The organism is Paenibacillus sp. DRB1-1 (assembly GCF_052119485.1).
Classification (GTDB): domain Bacteria; phylum Bacillota; class Bacilli; order Paenibacillales; family Paenibacillaceae; genus Paenibacillus; species Paenibacillus polymyxa_B.
This window is the reverse complement of sequence record NZ_JBODQH010000001.1, coordinates 1,759,980-1,781,627: the sequence shown is the minus strand read 5'-3', so window position 1 is coordinate 1,781,627 and position 21,648 is coordinate 1,759,980. Positions and strand designations below refer to the sequence as shown.

The window sequence follows — 21,648 nt, the reverse complement described above, 5'->3', positions numbered from 1 at the left end:
TCATTAAGGCAACGGTACAGCTTATAGAAAATTGAGTGAAAAGAGCGCGACAACCGCAATATTCGGTGTCACGCTCTTTTTTTGTATGAATAACACGGTGGAGCCTTTGCTTTCCGTCCTTATAACTTAATCCTTTGTTCATCAGTAATCGGCTTTAACGTCTGGCGGTATTTAAGTGGGCTGGTGCCTGTCCAGCGTTTGAACTGTCTGCTGAAATGAGCCAAACTGGAGTATCCGAGCAGGGAAGCTACCTTGTTGAGTGGCAGATTGGGCTGCTGGATCAGCACCTTAGCCTCATGCAGCTTGGTCTCCGATAGATAGTGACGTGGAGAATAGCCGTATACCTTGCGGAACACTTCCTGGGCGTAGCCAGGACTGATCCCGAGGGAAGCTGCCACATCTTCAAGGCGGAACGCTTGCTCGTCAGATTCATCTTCCCGATAAGGCTTAAACCTTGATTGAATGGCTTCCATGATGGCCTTGGCATATTGAACGGATGAAGGCGCAATTCTGGGCTCCAAACCGGTAGATATCATTTGCGAGAATATCCCGAATAGCTCAAATAAGGCAATTTGCATACGAAAACGGTCTGCTGTCGTATATTCTCCGCTTTCCTGCACCATACCAATCCAGCTATGGACGACCTTTTGCAGCTTGGTATTCGTTTCAGTACCCGCTGGGAAAAAGAGCTGATTGCTCTTAATCATTTCCTGACGGAACAATGGATCATCGACATTAAAATGAGAGCTAAAATAGTACATGCCGTTTGGGGAAACACACTGACTCACATGCTTGAAACCCGGCGGAATAATTAAAATATCACCTTCCCCAACCGAATATACGTTATTTTCCATAATCGTTTCCTGACGACCTTCTAAAACGAGTGCAATTTCAAAACCGATATGAGATTCCTCAGGCATGCACCAATCCGCTTTGACCCGGTGAATATGGGCGCCAAAAAATTTCACATTCCAGTCAATAATGGGCAGCCATTGGCAGTCATGAAATAGAGCTGGATCAACATCAGGATTTAATATCATCAGATCACCTTCGATTAGGGCAAATTTTACACCGCTTAGACAATCTCATTGTATCGAACATTTAACTATAATAAAAGAGCGTTTACAAATGCTATAGTATAAGCTTTTACATAAAAGAAATCGCTTGCGTTGCTATTTTATACGGACTATGTCGGCATATCTGTTTCTATTATCGGTACTTTATTCGTACTAGCCCGTATATGGGATGCCCTTAGTGCTCCGTTCTTCGGTGTGATCATTGACCGAGCCAATCTAAAGGGCGGCTTGGTTCGTCTATATCTTGCACTTCGGAGCGACTGGAATCGAATTTTGTTAAATCCTAACGAACCTAATTGGAGGACGACTTGATGAAAAAGCTACTGTACGGTGTTGCCTATTATGATGAGTATATGCCTTATGACCGTTTGGACCAGGATATCCAAATGATGAAGGATGCGGGCATCAACGTGGTGCGGATTGCTGAATCCACTTGGAGTACGCATGAACCACAAAACGGCGTGTTTGATTTTACCTCTGTGGATCGGGTGCTGGACGCCATGCATAAGGCGGGTATCGAAGTCATTGTGGGGACGCCCACCTATGCCGTACCCACATGGCTAGTGAAGGAGCATCCTGATGTATTGGCGACAACGCCTCAAGGTCCGGGCAAATATGGAGCTCGCCAGATTATGGACATTACGAACCCGGTGTACCTGTTCCATGCCGAGCGAATCATACGCAAGCTGATCGGACGGGTGAGTCAGCATCCGGCGGTCATTGGCTTTCAGACGGATAACGAGACCAAGCATTACCACACGAGCGGTCCAAATGTGCAATTGCAATTTGTGAAGTATTTGAGGGAGCGGTTCGAATCGCTGGAGGAGCTAAACCGCAAATTTGGTCTGGACTACTGGAGTAATCGCATCAATAGCTGGGAGGACTTTCCTTCGGTGGTCGGAACGATTAATGGAAGTTTGGGCGCAGCCTTTTCCCAATTCCAGCGCAAGCTGGTGACGGATTTCCTAGCATGGCAGGTCGCGCTGGTGAATGAATATAAGCGGGAAGACCAATTTGTTACGCAAAACTTTGATTTTGAATGGAGAGGTCATTCCTTTGGTGTTCAGCCAGACGTGGATCACTTTGCGGCATCGCAAGCCTTTGATGTGACTGGGGTGGATATTTACCATCCATCACAGGATGACCTGACTGGAATTGAAATTTCCTTCGGTGGCGATGTAGCGCGTTCGACGAAAAATAGCAACTATCTAGTGCTAGAAACGGAAGCGCAGGCTTTTACCCACTGGGTTCCCTATCCGGGGCAATTGCGTCTGCAAGCGTTCAGCCATCTGGCTTCTGGGGCCAATATGGTGGCATACTGGCACTGGCATTCCATCCATAATTCCTTCGAAACCTACTGGAAGGGTCTGCTCAGCCATGATTTTGAACCGAATCCTGTGTATGAGGAAGCACAGACCATAGGGAAGGATTTTGCAAGATTGTCTCCGCATTTGGTCAACCTGAAAAAGAAAAATAAAACGGCGATTCTGGTCAGCAACGAAGCATTGACGTCGATTGACTGGTTTAAATTTAATATGAGCAGCCCGTTGAATTACAATGACATCGTACGCCGTTTGTATGACGAGTTGTATAAACTGAATATTGGGACGGATATTGTTCATCCAGGAACAGAATCGTTTGACGACTATGATCTCTTGATCGTCCCGGTCCTCTATTCCGCCCCAGACGAACTACTGGAGAAGCTGAACCGATATGTGGAGAAAGGTGGTCATATAGTATACACATTCCGAAGCGGATTTACCGACGAGCATGTGCAGGTGAGAACGTCCCGGCAGCCGGGCGTGATTAGCGAAGCCTGCGGCGTTCATTACAGCTTGTTCGTGGAGCCGAAGAAGGTGACGCTCAAAAATAATCCTTTTGAGGTGCTACCAGAGGACAATCAGGTAGATACGTGGATGGAGCTGATTACCCCGACGACCGCCGAAGTGTTGGCCTATTACGATCACCCGCATTGGGGAAAATATGCCGCGATTACGCAAAACCGCTATGGTCAGGGAACAGCGACCTACATCGGCTGTATCGTCAGCCCAGCGGTCATCCGCGAACTATTCAGCTCTGTAGCCAAAAAGGCGGGAGTATGGGGAATGGATCAGGAAACGTCTTATCCGATCATTGTTAAATCCGGCACGAATGAGCTGGGACGGACAATCCGGTACTATTTTAACTATTCCGAACAAGCAGGCTCGGTGGTATATCCACATGGGGACGGCAAGGAGTTAATCGGGGGGCGTACAGTTACCCAAGGACAAACGCTTTCAATAGAGCCTTGGGGTGTTATAATTATCGAAGAAGCGTAAATGATGAATAATGAGCTGAAATCGATTTACGATTAATATCATATAGGTATTCTCCGGAAGTATCCGGTAAATGAAGCGCCCCTGCGAATTACGGGGCGTTTTCGCATATGGCTGAATAGAGGAGTGCATCGCTATGCCAACCCGAGCAGTCCGTTGGTTCCGGGCGCTGACGGCCCCGTATCGACGTAGTATTCAGCTTAAGCTGATCTTGACGATGATTGTTCTATCTGTGCTGCCGGTCATTGCTGTCACGGTGCTGGCTGCGGAAAAAAGTAGAGCTTCCATGGAAACTGAAGTGGTAGAGACGAACATGTCCAATATGAAATGGACGGGGATCTATATCAGCGACCAGCTAGATCGTCTGAATCATCTGATTTACAGCATTCAGATCAGCCCTGATCTGAGCGATTATTTGAATGAGCGCGAGCCTGACAATCTTTCGAGCCAATTTAATGCCCAGCGAAAAATGCTGAATACGATGGCGAATGTGTATTATTCGGCCGGAAGTCATGTGATCGGCATCCAGCTTTATTTGAAGCAATCGCAAACCCTGTTTACCTTCAATAGCATGCAAAATGAAATTACGACAGTGAGCGGTATTCCCCCACAGTATGCCGAGATGTGGCAAGCGAATAAGGATTATTCGATTCGTCCAAGCTCTGCTGACCCGGAACGCTTTACTTTGACGCGCAGTATTCGGCGTTTCGAAGACCAGAAGCAGACGGGGGCTATTTCATTGGATGTATTGTGGTCGCAATTCGATCAGACGCTGGGCCTGCTGGGACGAGGGGATCAGCATCAGGTGCTTATTACAGATGCGGATGGCAGGGTTATGTATCCAGCACAGGCTCGGCAGTCGCCTCCACCTGCAGGTGTGCTGACAGCCCTTCGTGACGTTAAGCCGGGCCCCGGGATGATTCAAACTGCTGAACATTATGTGTTCTATAATGATCTGGATGTAGTTGGGCTAAAGGTGGTCAAAATCGTACCCACTTCCTCCATTAACCACAGTGCCTTTTCAACCATGCTGTATGGTATTATCGTAGGCGTGATTTCAATCCTGGTTTCCATCTGCATTGCCGTTTTCATCGCATGGCGGACTGCACGTCCGATTGTTCATTTGGCGCGTTCCGTACAGGAGCTGGATATGATCAAAGGACCGATTGGACAGCCAAGTACACGCCCGGATGAGATTGGGCTGCTGGAAAGAAGTCTGCATGGGATGGCAGGCCGAATTCGCGAGCATATTCAGGCGGAATACAGTATAAATTTGCAAAAAAAGACGGCTGAATTGAAAGCGCTCCAAGCGCAGATTCATCCACATTTTCTGCAAAATACGCTGCAAATGATCGGAAGTATGGTATTTTCTCAAAAGCCGGAGGACACCTATGAAGTCATTCGGTCGCTGAGTGAGATGTTCCGTTACGTGGTACGGGAACCTCAGGATTTGGCCTCTTTACGCGCAGAGCTCGACCATGTGGGACATTATATGCGTATCCAGCAACGGCGATTTCCACAAAGATTGGTGTTCCAGGTGGAGACGGAAGAACAGGCGATGGATATTCGACTGCCTAAGCTATCGCTTCAGCCATTGTTGGAAAACGCGTTTCAGCACGGTCTTGATCGAAAGGCGGGGGCATGGCAAATGGGGATTCGGGTGGAGATTATGAAACAAGATGTGTGTATTACGGTTTGCGATAATGGAAACGGCATGGCCCCGGACAAGCTGGAAAAACTACGGGCAAAGCTGGAAAACGCGTCGGAGGAACCGATCTGGGCGCAGGGTAGTCATATCGGATTGAGCAATGTGTCTTCACGCATACGGATGAATTTTGGAATGCACTACGGAGTGACGATAGATAGTGAGCAGGGAGTCGGTACACGTGTCACCATTCGCATTCCATTCACCTCAGCAGAGGAGGGAAAAGTATGATCAGAGTATTAATTGTGGACGATGAGCCGTGGAATCGCGATATTCTGAAGACATTTGGCACATGGGGAAAACTTGGAATGTTGGTAGTGGGTGAGGCTGAAGACGGAGACGAGGCGTTCAGGCTGGTCGGGGAGTTAGCTCCCCATATTGTGATTACTGATATGCACATGCCGGGTGCGGACGGAGTGGAGCTGCTGCAAGCGCTAAATAATCATTGTCCTGATGTGAAAATCATTGTCGTGAGCGGATATGATGACTTTGCGTATGCCAAACATGCCATCCGCTATAAGGCCGTTGATTATTTGCTAAAGCCAGTCAATCCTGCAGAGCTGAATGCAGTGCTACTCAAATGCAAAAACGATCTGGAGGTCAAGGTGGCTGAACAGCAGCAAGAAGCGACAGAGCTGGATTATGAGTTTTTTCACAAGCTGACCCGGTATAAGCAACTGCTGCGTCTTTATTTTAATGAGCTGAACTGTGACGGGGTGAACTTAACCTGCAGGCAGGTTATGCAGGAGTTGGAGAGTTATGGAGCACCAAGTCCACATATGCTAGGCAGGCTGGTGCAGGAACTTCTTTCCCTGCTGAAAGAGCTTGCAGCGGATAACGGGCTGGATAATTCTACGACAAAGGCAGGATTTCCACTGCCGCAGGATGCCGTGTCCTCTGTAGAACATGCGTTGGAATTCGTATCGTCGTGCTATGTTCAGGAACTGGATCAGCTCATTCGGCAGCGAAAATACAAAAACAAGCTGAATTTAGAAGAGGTACGGCGATATATCGACAGTCACTTTGCTGGGCCGATTACACTGGAGCAGTTGGCGAAAAACTTTTTTGTGAGCAAAGAGTATATGAGCAAGGTATTTAAGCAGGAGTATGGTCAAAATGTAACGGACTACATCGTAGAGCGAAGAATGGAAAAGGCGCGGGAATGGCTGGCCAATAAACAGATTTCAATTAAAGCAGTTGCGGAGATGGCAGGATATGAGGACGTGTCTTATTTCTATCGGGTATTTAAAAAGCATTTTGGCATGGCACCCGGTGAAATGAGGAAGGAAGTTTAAAAAAGTCCAATTCAATAAGCTAAGGGTGTCCAATGGCAGAAGTGACCTCCCATTCTATAATGAAAGCGTATACAAAATGAGCAGTACAAAGGAATTTGGCCTTTATGAAGTTCGCACAGAGCTGAATAGAGGTTGAAGACCGGCGGCATAGCTGCTTTGAATAACAGCTGATTTGCCGATGGGTAACAGTTATTTTCAAAATAGGGGAGGTCATTTTTCATGAAAATGTGGAAAGGTGTATTGAGCACGATGCTGGTAGGCACGTTATTGGCCGGGTGTGGAGCGAATTCTTCAGGCAGTGACAGCAGCGGTTCTGGTGGAGACGGCAAAACGGTGAATCTCAAAATGTTTATTGCTCAGCCCCGTTTGAAGGAGCACTACGATAAATACATTAATGCGTTCGTAGCGAAAGAGAAGAAAGATAAAAATATCGACGTTACGGTCCAACTGGAGATGCCGCCTGCTGACAACGCCGCACAAATTTTGAAGACAAGACTCGCATCCAACGATGCGCCGGACGTATTTGCATTGCACGCGGTGAATGAAATTCCTCCGTTTTATAAAGCGGGCTATTTGGAGGATTTGTCCGGGCAGCCTTTTGTTAACAAATTGATGGATAGTGTGAAGCCTTCGGTGACAACCAAAGACGGAAAGGTCGTAGCGGTACCTTTGGAGACGATCTCATGGGGCTACTTGTACAATAAAAAGATATTTAAGGATTTGGATTTGCAGCCGCCGGGAACGTTGACCGAAATGAAGGCTGTGGTCGAGAAGCTGAAAGCGAATAATGTAAAACCGTTCCTGTTGTCCTACAAGGAATCCTGGATTCCACAGCTGTTCGTGCCTCTGACAGCAGGTGCGATGATGAACACACAGAATAAGGATTTTATCGACCGGATGAATCAGGATAAAGGCTCTTTTTCCGAAATGAAGAGCATGTTCGATATTATTGATCTGGTGAATAGCAACGGTACTGACAAGGCGCTGGAAATCGGCGGGGATGATGGATCGGCTGCGTTTGCCTCGGGTAAAGCGGCGATGTGGATTCAAGGGCCGTGGTTTGCGGAAACGATTTTAAAATCGGATCCGAAGATGGATTTTGGGGTAGCACCGCTGCCGATCAATGACGATCCCAATGCGACATTGATTAATTTGTCTACTTCGACTTCGCTGGCAGTATCCTCTACAAGCAAGAATAAGGAGGTTGCGCTCGATTTTGTTAACTACGTGCTGGATGACAAGGATTCTAGCGCGTTCTATGAAGCATTGAAATTTAATCCGATCTCCAAAGTGCATACGTTTAAAAGCTATCCTTGGGTTAATGACGCTACCGAATACGTGAAAGCAGGCAAGTCGTACCAAGATCCATCTATCCCGCAAGCGGTCAAGGACGAGGCAGGCAAATCGCTACAATCCTATTATGCAGGTCAGCTCTCGCAGGATGACGTAATTAAGGCGCTGGATAAGGCATGGAAATCGTATAACAAAGTGAACAAGTAACGGTAACCTACAGAATTACACCGGGAGGGAGAGACTCCATGCCTTTTAAAATCTATAAAAAATACGTCATGTTACTGGCGTTTACAGCCCCGGCGCTGATCTTTTATGCTATCTTCCTGCTCATTCCAACGATCAGCGGCATGTACTACAGCTTTACAGACTGGAACGGATTAAATCCCAATTACAGCTTTATCGGCTTGGGGAACTTTGTGGAATCGTTGAAGGAAGACACCGATTTTCTCAATTCCCTTTGGTTTACCCTTAAATACGTATTGGTCATGATTGTGCTGCAAAATGTACTGGCACTGGCACTGGCAGTGTTGATTGAGTCGCGTACACGTACCAAAGGATTTTTCCGGACGATATTTTTCATGCCCAATATGATCAGTACCATTATTAGCGCATTTATGTGGACCTTCGTTTTTTCTTCCGTGCTGCCACAGATCGCCGAAAAGACGGCTATCGCCTTTTTGGGCCAATCGTGGCTGGGCGATCCGAAAGTATCTTTCTTCTCAATTATTATCGTGTCGCTCTGGAATGGTGTCGGTTATATGATGATCATCTATCTGGCTGCGCTTCAAGGTGTACCACAAAGCTTGAAGGAGGCTGCTATTATTGACGGGGCGAACGCATTTCAGACATTGAGAAGCGTAACGATGCCGATGATTACCCATGCGATTACGATCTGTTTCTTCCTGACGCTGAATGGTGCCTTCAAGGTGTATGAGGTCGTATACGGACTGACTGGCGGGGGGCCGGGGCGCAGTACACAGGTGATTACGATGAACATTTATGAAGAGGCGTTCTCCAACAACTTCCGTTATGGTTATGCGAGCGCCAAATCCGTTATTTTGTTCGCAATCGTTCTAATCTTTACCCTGATTCAGCTGCGTGTCATGAAGAAGAGGGAGGTGGAGGCATGAGGCTGAAAAAAGCCAATTCCTTGCTGATTACGCTGATTCTGTGCGTGGGCGCTGTCGTGTCCTTCTTCCCAATCTACATGGCGGTAATTAACTCGTTTAAAACACAGGGTGAGATGTTTGCATCCTTTACGGCGCTGCCCACGAAGCTTCACTTTGAAAATTACAGTCAGGCTTTTCATCAGACTCATTTGCTGAACAGCGCCCTTAATTCCACGATTATTTCTTTTATCGGCATTGGTGGCATTGTGATCTGTTCGGCACTGGCAGGCTACAAGCTGTCTCGTACACAGGGGAAACTGAGCAGTGCGATTTTCTTCCTGTTTGTCGCATCGATGCTGGTACCGTTTCACTCTATTATGATACCGCTTACGCGAATGGCAAAAGATTTGTCCGTTCAAGGCAGTACGTACGGCTTGGCCCTGATCTATATCGGCTTGGGTGTGAATATGGCGATCTTTTTGTATCATGGATTCGTCAAATCCATCCCGCGTGAGCTGGAAGAATCCGCACAAATGGACGGCTGTAATGAGTTTCAAACATTCTTTCGCATTATATTTCCATTGCTGCTGCCAATCACAGTTACCATTGCGATTTTGGATTTTCTGTGGATTTGGAATGACTTTTTGCTTCCATTGTTAATGCTGACGGATGTGAACCATTACACCCTGATTCTCTCGACCAATATGCTGTTTGGAGAGTACAACAAGGATTGGTCGCTTATTCTGGCCGCCCTCGTGCTGACCTCCATTCCGGTTATCCTGATCTATGCCTTCTTTCAGAAATTCATCATGGAGGGCATTGCGGAGGGAGCGGTTAAGGGATAACTGGAGACGGCGGGCAGTCAGATGGTACTTCCCATCGCCCTCACAATATAAATATCAAAGCCTTCCTATAAACAAGGAAGGCTTTTGTTTTGGAACGACTGCACATCCAATGTTACTTCGAGAAAATGCTGATAATGAGCATTTTGCATAAATCCCAAGAGCGTTTTCAAATCAGTAATATATGTACTTACGAGCGTTGGAAATCAATCATGCAAAATACTGATAATAAAAAATAAAAGCGAAATGATGATCAAAAATAGATATATACTAGAAATCCGTTTTCCGATTGTAGCTCCAAACTCTTTAGGATTTTTATATCCAATGATTAAACTGGGAATAAAAAAAATACTGGATAGAAAAATGGTGTAGTGAAACCTAGTATTATCAACACTGTTAGACCAGGCGGGCAATCCTAAAAAGGAAAGCAACTGGTCTCCTAATATGTAATTGCCGAATTCGAAAGAAACAACCATGCCAAGAAGAGATAAAAGCAGTGAAAGTGATCCCCAACCTATTTTTTTTCTGTTTTTTCTCAACACTTCAAAGATAATTAGTAAAATTGCAATTGCTTGTATGCTGTATGTCAACATGATTGAAAACATAAAGTACCTCCTTAAACATCAGAATCAAATGATAAGATATCAATTTCGGAAATGAGTATACCATTTTTTGGAATGTTTTCATATGCCTTTCAATACAGCGATCGTATGTTCAAATGGAACGCGAAGCGGCCTTAGCCATACAATATTTCATCTGAATGTAAAAGGAGATGATTATGTTGGCTACCTTCTCGGCCGCGCTTCAAGTGAAAAAGCGGATGGCCAAGCGAGTCTTAAAAATGTCCGGTGTCCACGGCATTGGCGTAGGGTACAGGGACCCTGCCCATCCCAAAAAGGGAGCCGCTGTCATTGTGTATACGGACCGTCTAGCGTCGGCCTCTACTGGACTCCTGTCGGCCACCGCATTAGGAAAGAAAACGAACGTTCCAGTCCGAATTGTAAAGACTGGAAAGATCAGAGCCAATGCCACGGACTACAAAGTGCGCATACGCCCGGTCATCGCCGGCTACAGTGTCGGGACGATTGAAGGCTCCGGTTCAACCGGACTCATCGTTGCCCCAACTGGAGCGCCGGCGACACGTTATCTTTTTAGCAATAACCATGTCCTTAATCCCTCCAATACAGACAATCGAGAGGCAACAATTCAGCCAGGCGGAGCCGATGGGGGGACGGTTGCCCAGGATCGTATAGGACGGCTTTATCGTTATGTACGCTTGAATCCCACCGGAACGAACCTGATTGATGCGGCGCTTTCGCTTCCGACCCGTAACAACCTGCTCAATCCGCGTTATGCTACAGTAGGAGCGATTCCGGGTCATGTGACCGCTTATCGCATAGGGGAAAGATTGAAGAAGGTAGGGCGTACGACCGGGCGGGTCAATGGCACGGTAGAGTCCGTCTATACGGACCTGCAAATCAATTATGGTGGAGAGTTGGGCTTACTGACCTTCGAAGATCAGACGGTTATTAGAGGTACGACTCCCGTATCACTACCTGGGGATTCCGGCTCTGTATGGCTCAGACAGTCAGATAATTATGCAGCTGCGGTTAACTATGCAGGCACTGCAGATGGTCGCTTATCCATAGCCTTTCCGGTGCAGTGGGCCATGCAGGTATTCAACACACGGGTAGCCCGCCCCAACGGGGCAGGCAGGGTGCTCAGGGTAGATACAGGATCTTCCCCTCGCTCTTATACTAGGCAGCTCACCAGTGAGGAACTGGTTCGCTTAAGACCAAGGACGACACGCATTAGACGGAGCTAAGCGCTCTCCAGATGGGAAAGTGGTCGCTGATCGTCCCGGTAAAGCGGTCGCTTTAAATGCTTTCCATAGGACGGCTCGCTTCGAAAGCATCATTTCCCCGGATTTCTCCCCTGATTACAGACTTAACTTAAGAAATCCGGGGGGTGGAGCTAATATAGCAAGAATCATTCACGATACCAATCATTTATGACGAAAATGGTTCACGAGACAAATGATTCACAGTACAAATCATTCACAATCTAAAATGTTAACGGCATGAACGAATGCGTAAATGTATTCTAATCTGCTCCTTCGGCATATGAACGGGCTTCCACATCATGGGCTGTAATGGTGCTGCTTGCCGAGGCCAAGCCCCGGATTTCCTGAGCGGTCAGGGCTCTGTTGTAAATGATCAGTTCATCCACTGCACCGTTTAGGTAGGGATCATCAAACTGGGATTTCCCAATATAGTTCCAGTCTGTCAGTCCAAGGCTGGAAGGCTTCAGCGTCAAGTTGGTGTTACGCGTCGCCTCTACACCGTCCACATACATCATTCCAGTATTGCCTGACAAAGTCACGGCGACATGCTTCCAAACCCCTGTTGCCAGCTCTGGCGCATTCAACTGTTGTTCCTTTCCATTCCCCGAGACGGTGATAGCAAAGCGCATACCGGTTCCCTCGGCCTTGGGCGTCAAAAACATATACCGATCCGTGCCCGCTCCAAAATCAAACAGGCGTGCCCAGCCGTTATGCGTGTTCACCCGTACCCACGCGGCAATCGTAAAGTCATTTATGCTGCTAACGATACCACCGGGCAGGCTAGCATGGGCGTCTGTACCGTTAAAGTGCAGGGCATTGCCTTTTCGTCCGGCGCCCCACGCGCCTCCACTTACACTGGCCTGCTGTCCATAACCTGACGAATCGGCTGCGGTAGATCCGGCCGTTTCGTCAAATTCATAACGGGCTACAATATCTCCGGCGGGAGACGGGTTGTCTGTACTCGACTGGATACGGATATCATAGTTGGCTGCTGTACCGATATTCAGTCTGACCGTGGTCGCAGAGCTGTTAGCAGCCGTGACTGAGCCGGTTTTGGTGCCGTCTACGAGCACGTCATACGTACCTGCCGCGAGTCCGGTCAAGCTCATAACGGTGGTATGAGTCGTGCCTGGGGTCATATTTTTCAGTGTCAGACGGATGTTGTTCTTGGACTTGGACACGATGGCCGAGCTATATTGATCCCGATTCAGCTCCAAACTCAGCTTTTGGGTGATCAGATGCAGACGTTGGAATACACCGTCTTTTGGAGTAATCGCGTAGCTGTTACTGCTTTCTGTAACGTCACAGCCATAGCCGAACAAGCCGAATATTGGATCTACAGCAACATCCGAGCTTAGGATTTTGATGGCTCCAAACAGTCCCAGATCGGCTTCCCCGGACATGCCGCGCCATCCGTTAAAGAGAGGGCCGCCGTCCAGACCGAGTGCGCCATAATTGCCCTTGCCCGCCTGATATGTCCACGATACCGCCCCGATGTTGGCAGGGTCAGAGCTGATCTGTCCCGAGTTAATCGCTCCGATGTTCGCCAGCTTGGCGGCATAGGATAGACGCTGATCCACTTCGGGCTTGGACGAATGCCGACGTGTCCAGTCATCCATCGCATAGCCGGCAAGTGAGGTGGTGTACTGGAAGTTCCACCAATTCTCTCCGGTGATGGTGACCGGTTCGGCGTAATAGTACCAGACAGGCATATGACCGCGTGCAGCACGCGTTTTGGCGTTGATTTTGCTCATCATCGTCGTATTGTTGTTCATTTTGGCGAGTGTATATACGGCTTCTTCGCCTGTATTGTCATAGTTATACTCAGAGCCATAAGGATAGGTGGTGTTTTTGAAATTGTTGTACTTGGTAGCCATTTTGCCAATCAGGTCGTTAGCCTCGGTGGTCAAGCCTTCTTCCTGAAGCGCTTTAATAATATCAGGTGTAGTTAGCTCACCCATGAGTCCCGTGTTCCAGTTATAAGCAACAGGGCCTTCATACAACGCTTTAAAAATACGATAAGCACGTAGCAAATATGTGTTTTTGCTATTGCGATAGCTGATCAGGTTGGGATACAGCTTGGCAAGTTTATACATGCTAAAAAACGTATTATAAATGTGCGGATAGGCATAGCCACGGTACGTTGGTGTCGTATTAGGCTGCGGCATCAGGAAATCAGGAACCAGATAATCGGTATGATGGCCTTCCATCAAATTCGTCCAGATGGCCACCTCCAAATAATCATCGACTGCCTTGATCTCAGATGCCACGGGCTTCTGAACGTTTTTCTCCGCCAGAAACTGGCCATGAGTTAGTCCCCAATCATCCCCCCAGCCCCAGTAACCAGCAAAGCTGTTGCGTCTAGCCTTGTACTGCATCATCCAGTCATCAAAGACCTTGTCCCTCAGGTCGCCCGGCACGTTCCATTGGGTGCTGTTGACCATGAAGGTAGAGTGGCGCTGAAGTGCAGCTTCGACTGGCTCGATGGCATAGAACTGGAGAACGGTTTTTTCGCCGTTACCATAGTTTACAGTAATATTGTTATGTCCCAGTCGTCCCAGTGTAAGTTCATATATTTTATGGTTTGTAGGGGCTGTTTCCAGATAGCTGATGGTCGTTTCAGACGGATATTGCGCTGTAACAGAGGTAATGGATTTGCTGGTATGCAGATCGAATTTGGCCTTGAGATTCGTCGGGAAAATCATACCCGGAACCACGGTCACATCCACATGTCCCTCACTGTACAGCCTGTCCTTTACGGCCTGCTCGTCCGCTACCTTGTAAAATTTAAAGGCATACGTTTTGCTTTCACCAGGAGCCAGCGACAGACTGGTGCTTCCAAGATAGCCACGGTTGGTGCTCTTGATGACATTGGAATGGATATAGAACACATTCAGTCCTTCGGACCAGCCACCTTGCTCCATAGCCCATGTGCTGCCGGGATGCTCCTCAGTTCTCCAATGGTCCTGATATTCGAGACCAGCACCCGTTGAGGCATCAGGGATCAGCAGTACATACGGTCCGATGCCGCTAGGTCGTCCGGCGGTAATAAAGGAGCTATTATGGCCTACAAAGGAGTGTGAGAGTACTCTGGTTTCATAAATTTGTTCATTATTGCCACCGGACCAGTACTCATTAAACGGAAGCGGCAGTCCCCAATCTCCGATCTCCAGTGTTTGATTAGAGGTGTTCGTTACTTTCATTTGCCAATGCAAATAATCGTTAACCAACGAATAAGTTTCATGTAAAATAAAATTACGTATTCCCTGATTGTTTGATGAATTCTGATAGGCTACCTGGACACTGTTTCCAGAAGAGGTGACCTGGCGCGCATCAGCAGAATTACTTGTCCATGCCCGAGTCCACGCTCCGTTGCCGAGACGATAGGTGAACATCAGTTCACCCAGCCACTGATGATCCGCCGTATTCTGTTTAGGTGCGTTGGAGCTGTTCATAACATAGTTGGTATTAAAAGTGTCCCCTACCAGTCGCAAGGAAGAGAGATCCCCGTAATCTCCGACAGAGATGGAGAACACTTGATTAGATAGCTGTACTGCCATGCTATCAACCTCCTAACAAAGGTTCGTGAGAGTGCTCACAACGTTAATATATGTGTGAGAAATGCTTTTGCTACCCTATGCATGAGAATTGATAGAAAATAGATTCATATAGATGTCCTAGAGGGCTCTCAATCGTGGAGGTAGAGGTATTATGAAAATTAAAATGGAGTCACCGAAGATTCCTACGGATTTACCCGTATTAAATGAAGAAATGTATTCCTTACGATCCAAAGGCGAATATCGTATGGGGTCTGTAGAGGATATGATTTTGGATAATATGGAAGCGGTTAAGGTTTCATTAGAGAAGATGACTTTTAAAAATGTAACGATCATGGAATCGTCATTGCCGGAAAGTGAATGGACAGACGTCATTTTTGATAAATGCGATCTGTCTAATGTTAATTTTTCTGGTTCCTTTATCCATCGGGTAGAGTTCAGAAACTGCAAATTGCTTGGAACAGATTTTTCCAGAAGCAGGCTCCAAAACGTTCGTTTTTCAGATTGCTTAGGGGATTATTCGATGTTCCGTTTTGCTAATTTTAAGCAAGTTGGTTTTGAGGATTGTTCTTTAATAAGTGCCGATCTGTATCATTTAACACTACAAAAAACCTTTTTTAACCGTTGCAATCTGGATCAAGCGATGCTATCCGGGTCCAAGCTCAAAGGGATTGATCTGAGCGATTGCGAATTTGATGGGTTGCAGGTGGATATAGAAGATTTGAATGGCTGCATCATCTCACCGCATCAGGCTTCATCATTTGTAGGGCTGTTGGGACTAGTGATTAAATAAGGGAACTCCTCACTGATTTTTAATATGGTCCCAAGCCTGGCGCAGACGGTTAAACCCTTCAATAATTTGTTGCTCCGTTAAATGGGCAAAGATAAAGCAGGCTGATGGAGGTCCCGGTGTCAGTTGGTAATCGGCGGCATCACGCCATGTGACTCCGTAAAATCGTGCTGTCTGCATCAAATGATGATACTGGGCAGACTCATGCTTCCAGATGGCATAGGCATGTAGTCCACAATCGTTCTGATGCCAGTGAAACAGTTCACTTAACTGCTGTATTTCACGCTGGAATACGTCGTAGCGTGATCTGTATATTCGAGTCATCCGACGCACATGACGAACGTAGTCCCCGCGCATCATAAAACGTGCCAGTGCGCGCTGTTCCAAGCGAGCAGGCGGCAGGGGATCGTATAGTCGTTTGGCAGCTGTCAGCGCTTGGGCTAATTCAACGGGCAGGATTGCAAACCCGAGTCGAAGGCTGCTGAACATGCTTTTGGAAAAGGAGCCGACATAGATGACACATTCTGTGCGATCCAGTGCTTTTAATGGTTCAATGGGTCGTCCTGCCCAGCGGAATTCACTGTCATAATCGTCCTCAATGATCCACGCTCCCTTGGATGCAGCCCATTGCAAAATATGTTGACGGCGTGTTAATGGCAACACTGCACCGGTTGGAAACTGTCGTCCAGGTGTAACAAATAGGAGTTTGGAATCCCAATCCTGTGGGACAATTCCATGTTGATCCATTTCAGCAGCATGTATCTGTCCGCCTGAGGCAGTAACTGCACGGTAGATGCCGGAATAACAGGGATTCTCCAATACAATTCGATCTTGTTCATGAATAAGCAACTGACTTAATAACGTGATCACTTCCATGGAACCACTGCATAATACGACTTGATCCGGCGTGGCCGTAATTCCGCGTGTTCTGCCAATATGATGGCAAATCGCTTCACGCAGCCATTCATCACCGCTCACTGGTGCAGTCGTCGCGTCAGCAGAGGGCTTTTGCAGATCTTTTCCAGCGGCAGTCATTGCGCTTTTCCATGCGATCTGTGAATTGCCCTCCAATACTATTTCTCCAGCCTGAAAAGAAATCAAAGGCTGTTGCGCACTGTCTCTATTTGTAGCAGAAGCAGGAGACGGCTGTAAGTTTCGTTCCCTTTCGATCTGCATGATTCGTTGTCCCCAAGCTGATAGAGCAGGGGCTTTTTGTTTTACAACAGGTGAATTCTGGTTCTGCTGGTTGATTGTAGATTTGTCGGGCAGCACCGCTGTCTGTTCCATAACAAAGGTTCCTCTGCCTACTGCCGAATCTATATATCCTTCTGCCAACAACATATCATATGCCTCTTTAACGCTCCCTCGCGAAATTCCATACATCACAGCCAGACCACGAGTGGAAGGCAGACGCGTACCACTGGCAAGGGAGCCATTGAGGATTCCCTCACGAAGAGCATGATACAATGCCAAATATTTTAAATGATACTTTAGAAGCGCACGCTGATAAGCAATCGTAATATCCATACTCTTCTCCTTCGATTGGGCCACTCATTTTCGTTCATATTGGATCTTTTTATAAATCCATTTTTAACATAATCTGAAATGTATCATTGGTCAATAGATGGAAGGAGAGTTCCCTGTGAGAAGAAAAGAATTTACGGTGGCAGAACTAGAGGAAATAGAGCAGTTTCTAAACGAGGTCAGTTTCGGATTTTTAGGCATGAACAGCGAGGATGGTTTTCCGCGTGTGGTTCCCTTGAATTTCGCTTATGGAAATGGCGTTTTTTATATTCATGGCAGCCGTGCTGGAGAAAAGATGGAACGGATGAAGGAGGATAATCGAGTTACTTTTTCAGCCGCCAAAGAATATGCGCTCATTCCATCTTATTTTATGGATGAGCATATGGCATGTCCGGCGACTTCATTTTTTAAAAGTATTACCGTGCGTGGTCATGCGGAGCATGTAGTGGATTTGGAAGAAAAAGCATCGGCCTTTTCCATTTTTATGAGCAAGCTGCAACCGGAAGGCGGGTATGACACGATTGATGCCAGCGATTCTCGGTATGCTTCACGTTTAAAAGGGGTCGCTCTGATCAAAATTGTACCGGAGGAATGGACTGCCAAGTTTAAATTCGGTCAAAATGTTAAAGATCAGGAACGTCAGCAAATTATTGACGGCTTGCAACAACGGGGGCTGGATGATGATCTGGCAACGATTGAGATGATACGCAAATATTGTCCTCATCACTGATATATATCGAAAGTCAGGATTTGCAAAATCCTGAAGTATAAATATTTGAATTCCACGTAATAATTCCTGCTCGCTCACCGTCAGATTGGTTAATTATACCTTGTAGGGGGATGCCCTTGATTTTCCAAAACGTTCAGTCCTTCTGTATTAGGACTTTTGAAGGACAGGTATATATCATCCTCAAGCCCGTTGTTCTTACTGCAAAGGAACTTTATAATACGATAGATTTGTGGCGTAAGGGGGCAAGACCGTGATGAGAGCAGGAGTCAGAAGTCGGGAGAGTCGACGGTTGTTACTGGAAGCGGGGGCTGAAGAGTTTGCTCAGACGGGGTTTTATCAGACAAAGGTAAGTTCGATCGCGGCACGTGCAGGATTGACGCAGCCGGATTTTTATATTCATTTTGAAAGCAAGGAACAGTTGTACGAGGAGCTTGTGGAGAGCTTCGGTACTTTGGTGAATGATACGGTACAAAACATGAAGATAGGCCCAGACCTAAGCGAGGCTGAAATTTTGAAACGGGGACAGGTGTTTCTGGAAGCTATTTTTCGTGTGTTGTCTAATAATCCGGCGATCACTCGTGTCGGTTTTTACCAGGCGACAGATTCGGTGCGTATTAAGGCGGAAATGGCTGAGCATATCAAAAAGCATCTGCTGGCGGCGCAACGATGGGGCTCCTGCCGTGAGGAACTGGATCCTGAACTGACAGCAGAATGCGTGATCGGCTTGATTGAACGGCTGACGTTAACTAAATTGCTGCCTGGACGTGAAAGTCCGTCTGTGCTTGCCAAGCAGGCACGAAACCTCCTGTATCACGGCATGCTCGGGTCCGAAGAATAACAGGACAGTACAACCCCAACCTAGATTTGGGCGGCAGGCGCGGCATTTGTCCCTATCATGGATGACGACATAAGCATAAGATGCTCTTGTAAACCATGAAGGGAGGAATCACCATGTCTGGAGTAGGCGCTGGTTATGGAGCTTTTACATCTACAGGAGCGATTCTGGTACTTTTCATTCTGCTCGTTATTATTTCCAAAGCATTTGTCATCTAATTCGTAGCTCATGAACCTAATTTCGGGCGATTTGTTGTAATCGACAGAGGGAGGAGGAACTTAAGATGGGTGAAGTAGAAAGAGGTTGCGGTGGTGGCGGCTACAATATGTTTACTTCCACTGGTGTTATTCTGGTACTCTTCATTTTGCTGGTTATCATCACACGTACCATTTTCATCTAAACCGATATTCATGGGCTCGAGCACCGATGCTTCGGTCTATGACCATGCAAGCCAAACTAGGAACCGTCTCCAACAGGGGCGGTTTCTTTTTTATATAAAAGTTTACGTTGACGTTAACGTTATGGAAGCGTAGTATTTATATATAATCTTTTTCATAAGGTGGGTGTCATGGTTACGTATAAAATTGATGAGGTCGCCAAGCAAAGTGGTCTGACGAAGCGAACCATTCGTTATTATGAGGAAATCGGCTTATTGCCCTCTCCGCAGCGCAGTGAAGGAAATATGCGCCTGTATACGCAGGAGGATGTGGATTTACTAAAAAAAATAGTGAGTGCCAAGGAAGTGCTTGGATTCTCCTTGCAAGAGCTTCAGCGTTACATGTCCGCAGCGGAAATGCTCAAGGGTCAGCGGGAGGAATATCGCGAGCGAACGGAGCATTTGCAACTGAACGAGCGACGGGCCATGTTGGAGGATATGGAAGGTACACTGAACGAACAGTTGGAATTAATGGAGGGAAAAATCAACAGCATCCGTATGCTCCAGACTGAGCTGGAGGAGTTGCGGGTTAGGGTGCGTGAACGCAGGATTCTTCTGGATGAGGAACTTGATCACGACCCGTCATAACAAGAACATTTACATTCAGATGTGGAGGTAACATCATAATATGAGTTCACAACACGCATTACCTGAAGAGTTAAAAGAACGCTCAGGCTTGCTGTCTCAACCTAAAGCGGTATGGGCGGTCGCCTTTGCTTGTGTTATTTCATTTATGGGTCTGGGATTGGTCGATCCGATTCTTCCAGCCATTGCCGATCAGCTTCATGCTACGAAAAGCCAAGTGTCATTGCTGTTCACCAGCTATAATCTGGTAACAGGTGTGGCGATGCTGATTACAGGCGTTGTATCTAGTCGATTGGGTGTCAAATGGACACTACTAACCGGGATTTTGTTTATTATTGTGTTTGCCGGACTGGGCGGCACCGCCAGTTCAGTTGGCGGAATTGTGGGCTACCGGGCAGGCTGGGGTTTGGGGAACGCTTTGTTTATCGCAACAGCGTTGTCTGCGATTGTAGGTCTGTCCACTTCTGGAACAGCTAAAGCAATTATTTTGTATGAAGCGGCATTGGGCCTCGGGATTTCAGTAGGTCCGTTGCTAGGCGGTGAGTTAGGTTCCATTTCCTGGCGCGGTCCGTTTTTCGGTGTAGCCGGGCTGATGGTAGTGGGATTTTTGTTCATTACGTTTATGCTGCCTTCGATTCCAAAGCCCAAAAAACGCGGTTCCATTGCCGATCCGTTCAAAGCGCTCAGTTATCCGGCTTTGCTCACGCTCGGTATTGTAGCGTTGTTATATAACTTTGGATTTTTTACGTTGATGGCGTATTCTCCATATGTAATGAATCTGGACGAGCATGGTTTAGGTTATGTGTTTTTTGGCTGGGGAATTATGCTGGCCTTTACCTCGGTGTTTGTAGCACCGAAGATTCAAGCACGCTTGAGCGTGGTATCTTCCATTAGTATCATGCTGACGCTGTTTGCCATTGATTTAGGTGTTATGGCGATCGGGACGGTAGCTGGCTCGCCAACGACTGTCATTGTCGCCGTCATTGTAGCTGGTATTTTTCTGGGGATTAACAATACATTGATTACAACTGCTGTTATGCAGGCTGCTCCAGTGGAGCGCTCGACAGCATCTGCGGCCTACAGCTTCATGCGGTTTTTGGGCGGGGCAATTTCGCCGTGGCTTGCAGGGAAGCTGTCAGAGTGGTACTCAGCAGAAACCCCGTTTTATTTTGGAGCATTGATGGTACTGATTGGTGTAGCTGTGCTGATCGTACGTCGTCGACATATGCAGGATATTCAGGTGGATGCACACTAAGATCGAACTTCTGAGGAGGAAAAGAGGATGAGCGAATACAAACATATTCTGGTCGCGATTGATGGTTCGGAACACGCTATGAAGGCGTTGGAGACAGCTAAAACGTTATCTAAGCAGCTTCAGGGGAATCAGCATCTGACTGTATTGCATGTAAATCCGGCTTTGTCCATGAATGAGCCCCCGGTTGGGATTGATGTGGATGAGCGGATCGAAGAGGAAGGTCGTCATATCTTGGAACCTGCATCCGACTATTTGAAGGACGAGGGTATTTCTTACCGTATGCTGGCGGGTCATGGTGATCCGGCGAGTGTCATTTGCGAAAGTGCAAAGCAGGAAAAGACGGATTTGATCATTATGGGAACACGAGGCAAAGGACTTGTTTCCGAAATGATACTGGGTAGCGTGAGCCATCAGGTGATTCAGCATGCACCTTGTCCGGTGTTGACGGTAAAATAGAT

The 21,648-nt window shown here is 47.1% G+C and carries 19 protein-coding genes; 15 read left to right on the top strand and 4 right to left on the bottom strand.

Annotation, left to right across the window (positions count from 1 at the left end):
- Positions 1-119: 119 nt before the first annotated feature.
- Entirely contained in the window at positions 120-1,040 is a 921-nt protein-coding gene (locus ACQW03_RS07845; protein ID WP_071639475.1) for an AraC family transcriptional regulator, read from the bottom strand.
- Between the two features lie 129 nt (positions 1,041-1,169).
- Between ACQW03_RS07845 and ACQW03_RS07840 the strand changes: the two genes are divergently transcribed.
- The 7 genes from ACQW03_RS07840 to ACQW03_RS07810 all read left to right on the top strand — a co-directional run bounded on the left by ACQW03_RS07840 (position 1,170) and on the right by ACQW03_RS07810 (position 9,638).
- On the top strand, positions 1,170-1,388 hold the full coding sequence (locus ACQW03_RS07840) for an MFS transporter (RefSeq protein ID WP_258383037.1): 219 nt from the start codon (positions 1,170-1,172) through the stop codon (positions 1,386-1,388).
- Positions 1,388-3,394, top strand: coding sequence for a beta-galactosidase (locus tag ACQW03_RS07835; RefSeq protein WP_220030710.1), 2,007 nt, complete (start codon positions 1,388-1,390; stop codon positions 3,392-3,394). The genes ACQW03_RS07840 and ACQW03_RS07835 overlap by 1 nt, the downstream gene beginning before the upstream one ends.
- Positions 3,395-3,527: 133 nt before the next feature.
- Positions 3,528-5,327, top strand: a complete 1,800-nt coding sequence (locus ACQW03_RS07830) for a sensor histidine kinase (protein WP_441949107.1) — start codon at positions 3,528-3,530, stop codon at positions 5,325-5,327.
- The gene (locus ACQW03_RS07825; protein WP_076293138.1) at positions 5,324-6,391 is read left to right on the top strand and encodes a response regulator transcription factor; all 1,068 of its coding nucleotides are present in this window, start codon (positions 5,324-5,326) and stop codon (positions 6,389-6,391) included. The genes ACQW03_RS07830 and ACQW03_RS07825 overlap by 4 nt, the downstream gene beginning before the upstream one ends.
- Positions 6,392-6,610: 219 nt before the next feature.
- Positions 6,611-7,891: an ABC transporter substrate-binding protein gene (locus tag ACQW03_RS07820; RefSeq protein WP_069010949.1), complete on the top strand. Its 1,281-nt coding sequence runs from the start codon at positions 6,611-6,613 to the stop codon at positions 7,889-7,891.
- 38 nt (positions 7,892-7,929) lie between these two features.
- Positions 7,930-8,814: a carbohydrate ABC transporter permease gene (locus ACQW03_RS07815; RefSeq protein WP_441949104.1), complete on the top strand. Its 885-nt coding sequence runs from the start codon at positions 7,930-7,932 to the stop codon at positions 8,812-8,814.
- Entirely contained in the window at positions 8,811-9,638 is an 828-nt protein-coding gene (locus ACQW03_RS07810; RefSeq protein ID WP_013308681.1) for a carbohydrate ABC transporter permease, read from the top strand. Before ACQW03_RS07815 ends, ACQW03_RS07810 begins: the two co-directional genes overlap by 4 nt.
- Positions 9,639-9,841: 203 nt before the next feature.
- Here the strand turns inward: ACQW03_RS07810 and ACQW03_RS07805 are convergent, their stop codons facing one another.
- Complete coding sequence (locus ACQW03_RS07805) at positions 9,842-10,240, bottom strand: hypothetical protein (RefSeq protein ID WP_220030712.1); 399 nt, start codon at positions 10,238-10,240, stop codon at positions 9,842-9,844.
- Positions 10,241-10,413: 173 nt separating this feature from the next.
- Between ACQW03_RS07805 and ACQW03_RS07800 the strand changes: the two genes are divergently transcribed.
- Entirely contained in the window at positions 10,414-11,460 is a 1,047-nt protein-coding gene (locus ACQW03_RS07800) for a hypothetical protein (RefSeq protein WP_071639480.1), read from the top strand.
- Between the two features lie 278 nt (positions 11,461-11,738).
- Here ACQW03_RS07800 and ACQW03_RS07795 read toward each other — a convergent pair whose 3' ends face one another.
- Complete coding sequence (locus tag ACQW03_RS07795) at positions 11,739-15,038, bottom strand: DUF5695 domain-containing protein (protein ID WP_441949101.1); 3,300 nt, start codon at positions 15,036-15,038, stop codon at positions 11,739-11,741.
- A 151-nt stretch (positions 15,039-15,189) separates the two neighbouring features.
- On the opposite strand from ACQW03_RS07795, the gene ACQW03_RS07790 reads away from it, so the two are divergent.
- On the top strand, positions 15,190-15,828 hold the full coding sequence (locus tag ACQW03_RS07790; protein WP_441949099.1) for a pentapeptide repeat-containing protein: 639 nt from the start codon (positions 15,190-15,192) through the stop codon (positions 15,826-15,828).
- A 9-nt stretch (positions 15,829-15,837) separates the two neighbouring features.
- Here the strand turns inward: ACQW03_RS07790 and pdxR are convergent, their stop codons facing one another.
- On the bottom strand, positions 15,838-17,352 hold the full coding sequence (gene pdxR / locus ACQW03_RS07785) for a MocR-like pyridoxine biosynthesis transcription factor PdxR (protein ID WP_441949097.1): 1,515 nt from the start codon (positions 17,350-17,352) through the stop codon (positions 15,838-15,840).
- Between the two features lie 115 nt (positions 17,353-17,467).
- On the opposite strand from pdxR, the gene ACQW03_RS07780 reads away from it, so the two are divergent.
- The 6 genes from ACQW03_RS07780 (at position 17,468) to ACQW03_RS07755 (ending at position 21,646) form a co-directional block, all read left to right on the top strand.
- Positions 17,468-18,079: a pyridoxamine 5'-phosphate oxidase family protein gene (locus ACQW03_RS07780; protein ID WP_441949095.1), complete on the top strand. Its 612-nt coding sequence runs from the start codon at positions 17,468-17,470 to the stop codon at positions 18,077-18,079.
- Positions 18,080-18,332: 253 nt separating this feature from the next.
- Positions 18,333-18,917 (top strand): TetR/AcrR family transcriptional regulator, encoded by a 585-nt coding sequence (locus ACQW03_RS07775; RefSeq protein WP_441952337.1) that lies wholly within the window; start codon positions 18,333-18,335, stop codon positions 18,915-18,917.
- Between the two features lie 113 nt (positions 18,918-19,030).
- Complete coding sequence (locus ACQW03_RS07770; protein ID WP_014599460.1) at positions 19,031-19,132, top strand: hypothetical protein; 102 nt, start codon at positions 19,031-19,033, stop codon at positions 19,130-19,132.
- Positions 19,133-19,482: 350 nt separating this feature from the next.
- Positions 19,483-19,938, top strand: a complete 456-nt coding sequence (locus tag ACQW03_RS07765) for a MerR family transcriptional regulator (protein WP_441949093.1) — start codon at positions 19,483-19,485, stop codon at positions 19,936-19,938.
- 40 nt (positions 19,939-19,978) lie between these two features.
- Positions 19,979-21,190, top strand: coding sequence for an MFS transporter (locus ACQW03_RS07760; protein WP_076293136.1), 1,212 nt, complete (start codon positions 19,979-19,981; stop codon positions 21,188-21,190).
- Between the two features lie 27 nt (positions 21,191-21,217).
- Positions 21,218-21,646, top strand: a complete 429-nt coding sequence (locus ACQW03_RS07755; protein ID WP_441949090.1) for a universal stress protein — start codon at positions 21,218-21,220, stop codon at positions 21,644-21,646.
- Positions 21,647-21,648 lie beyond the last annotated feature (2 nt).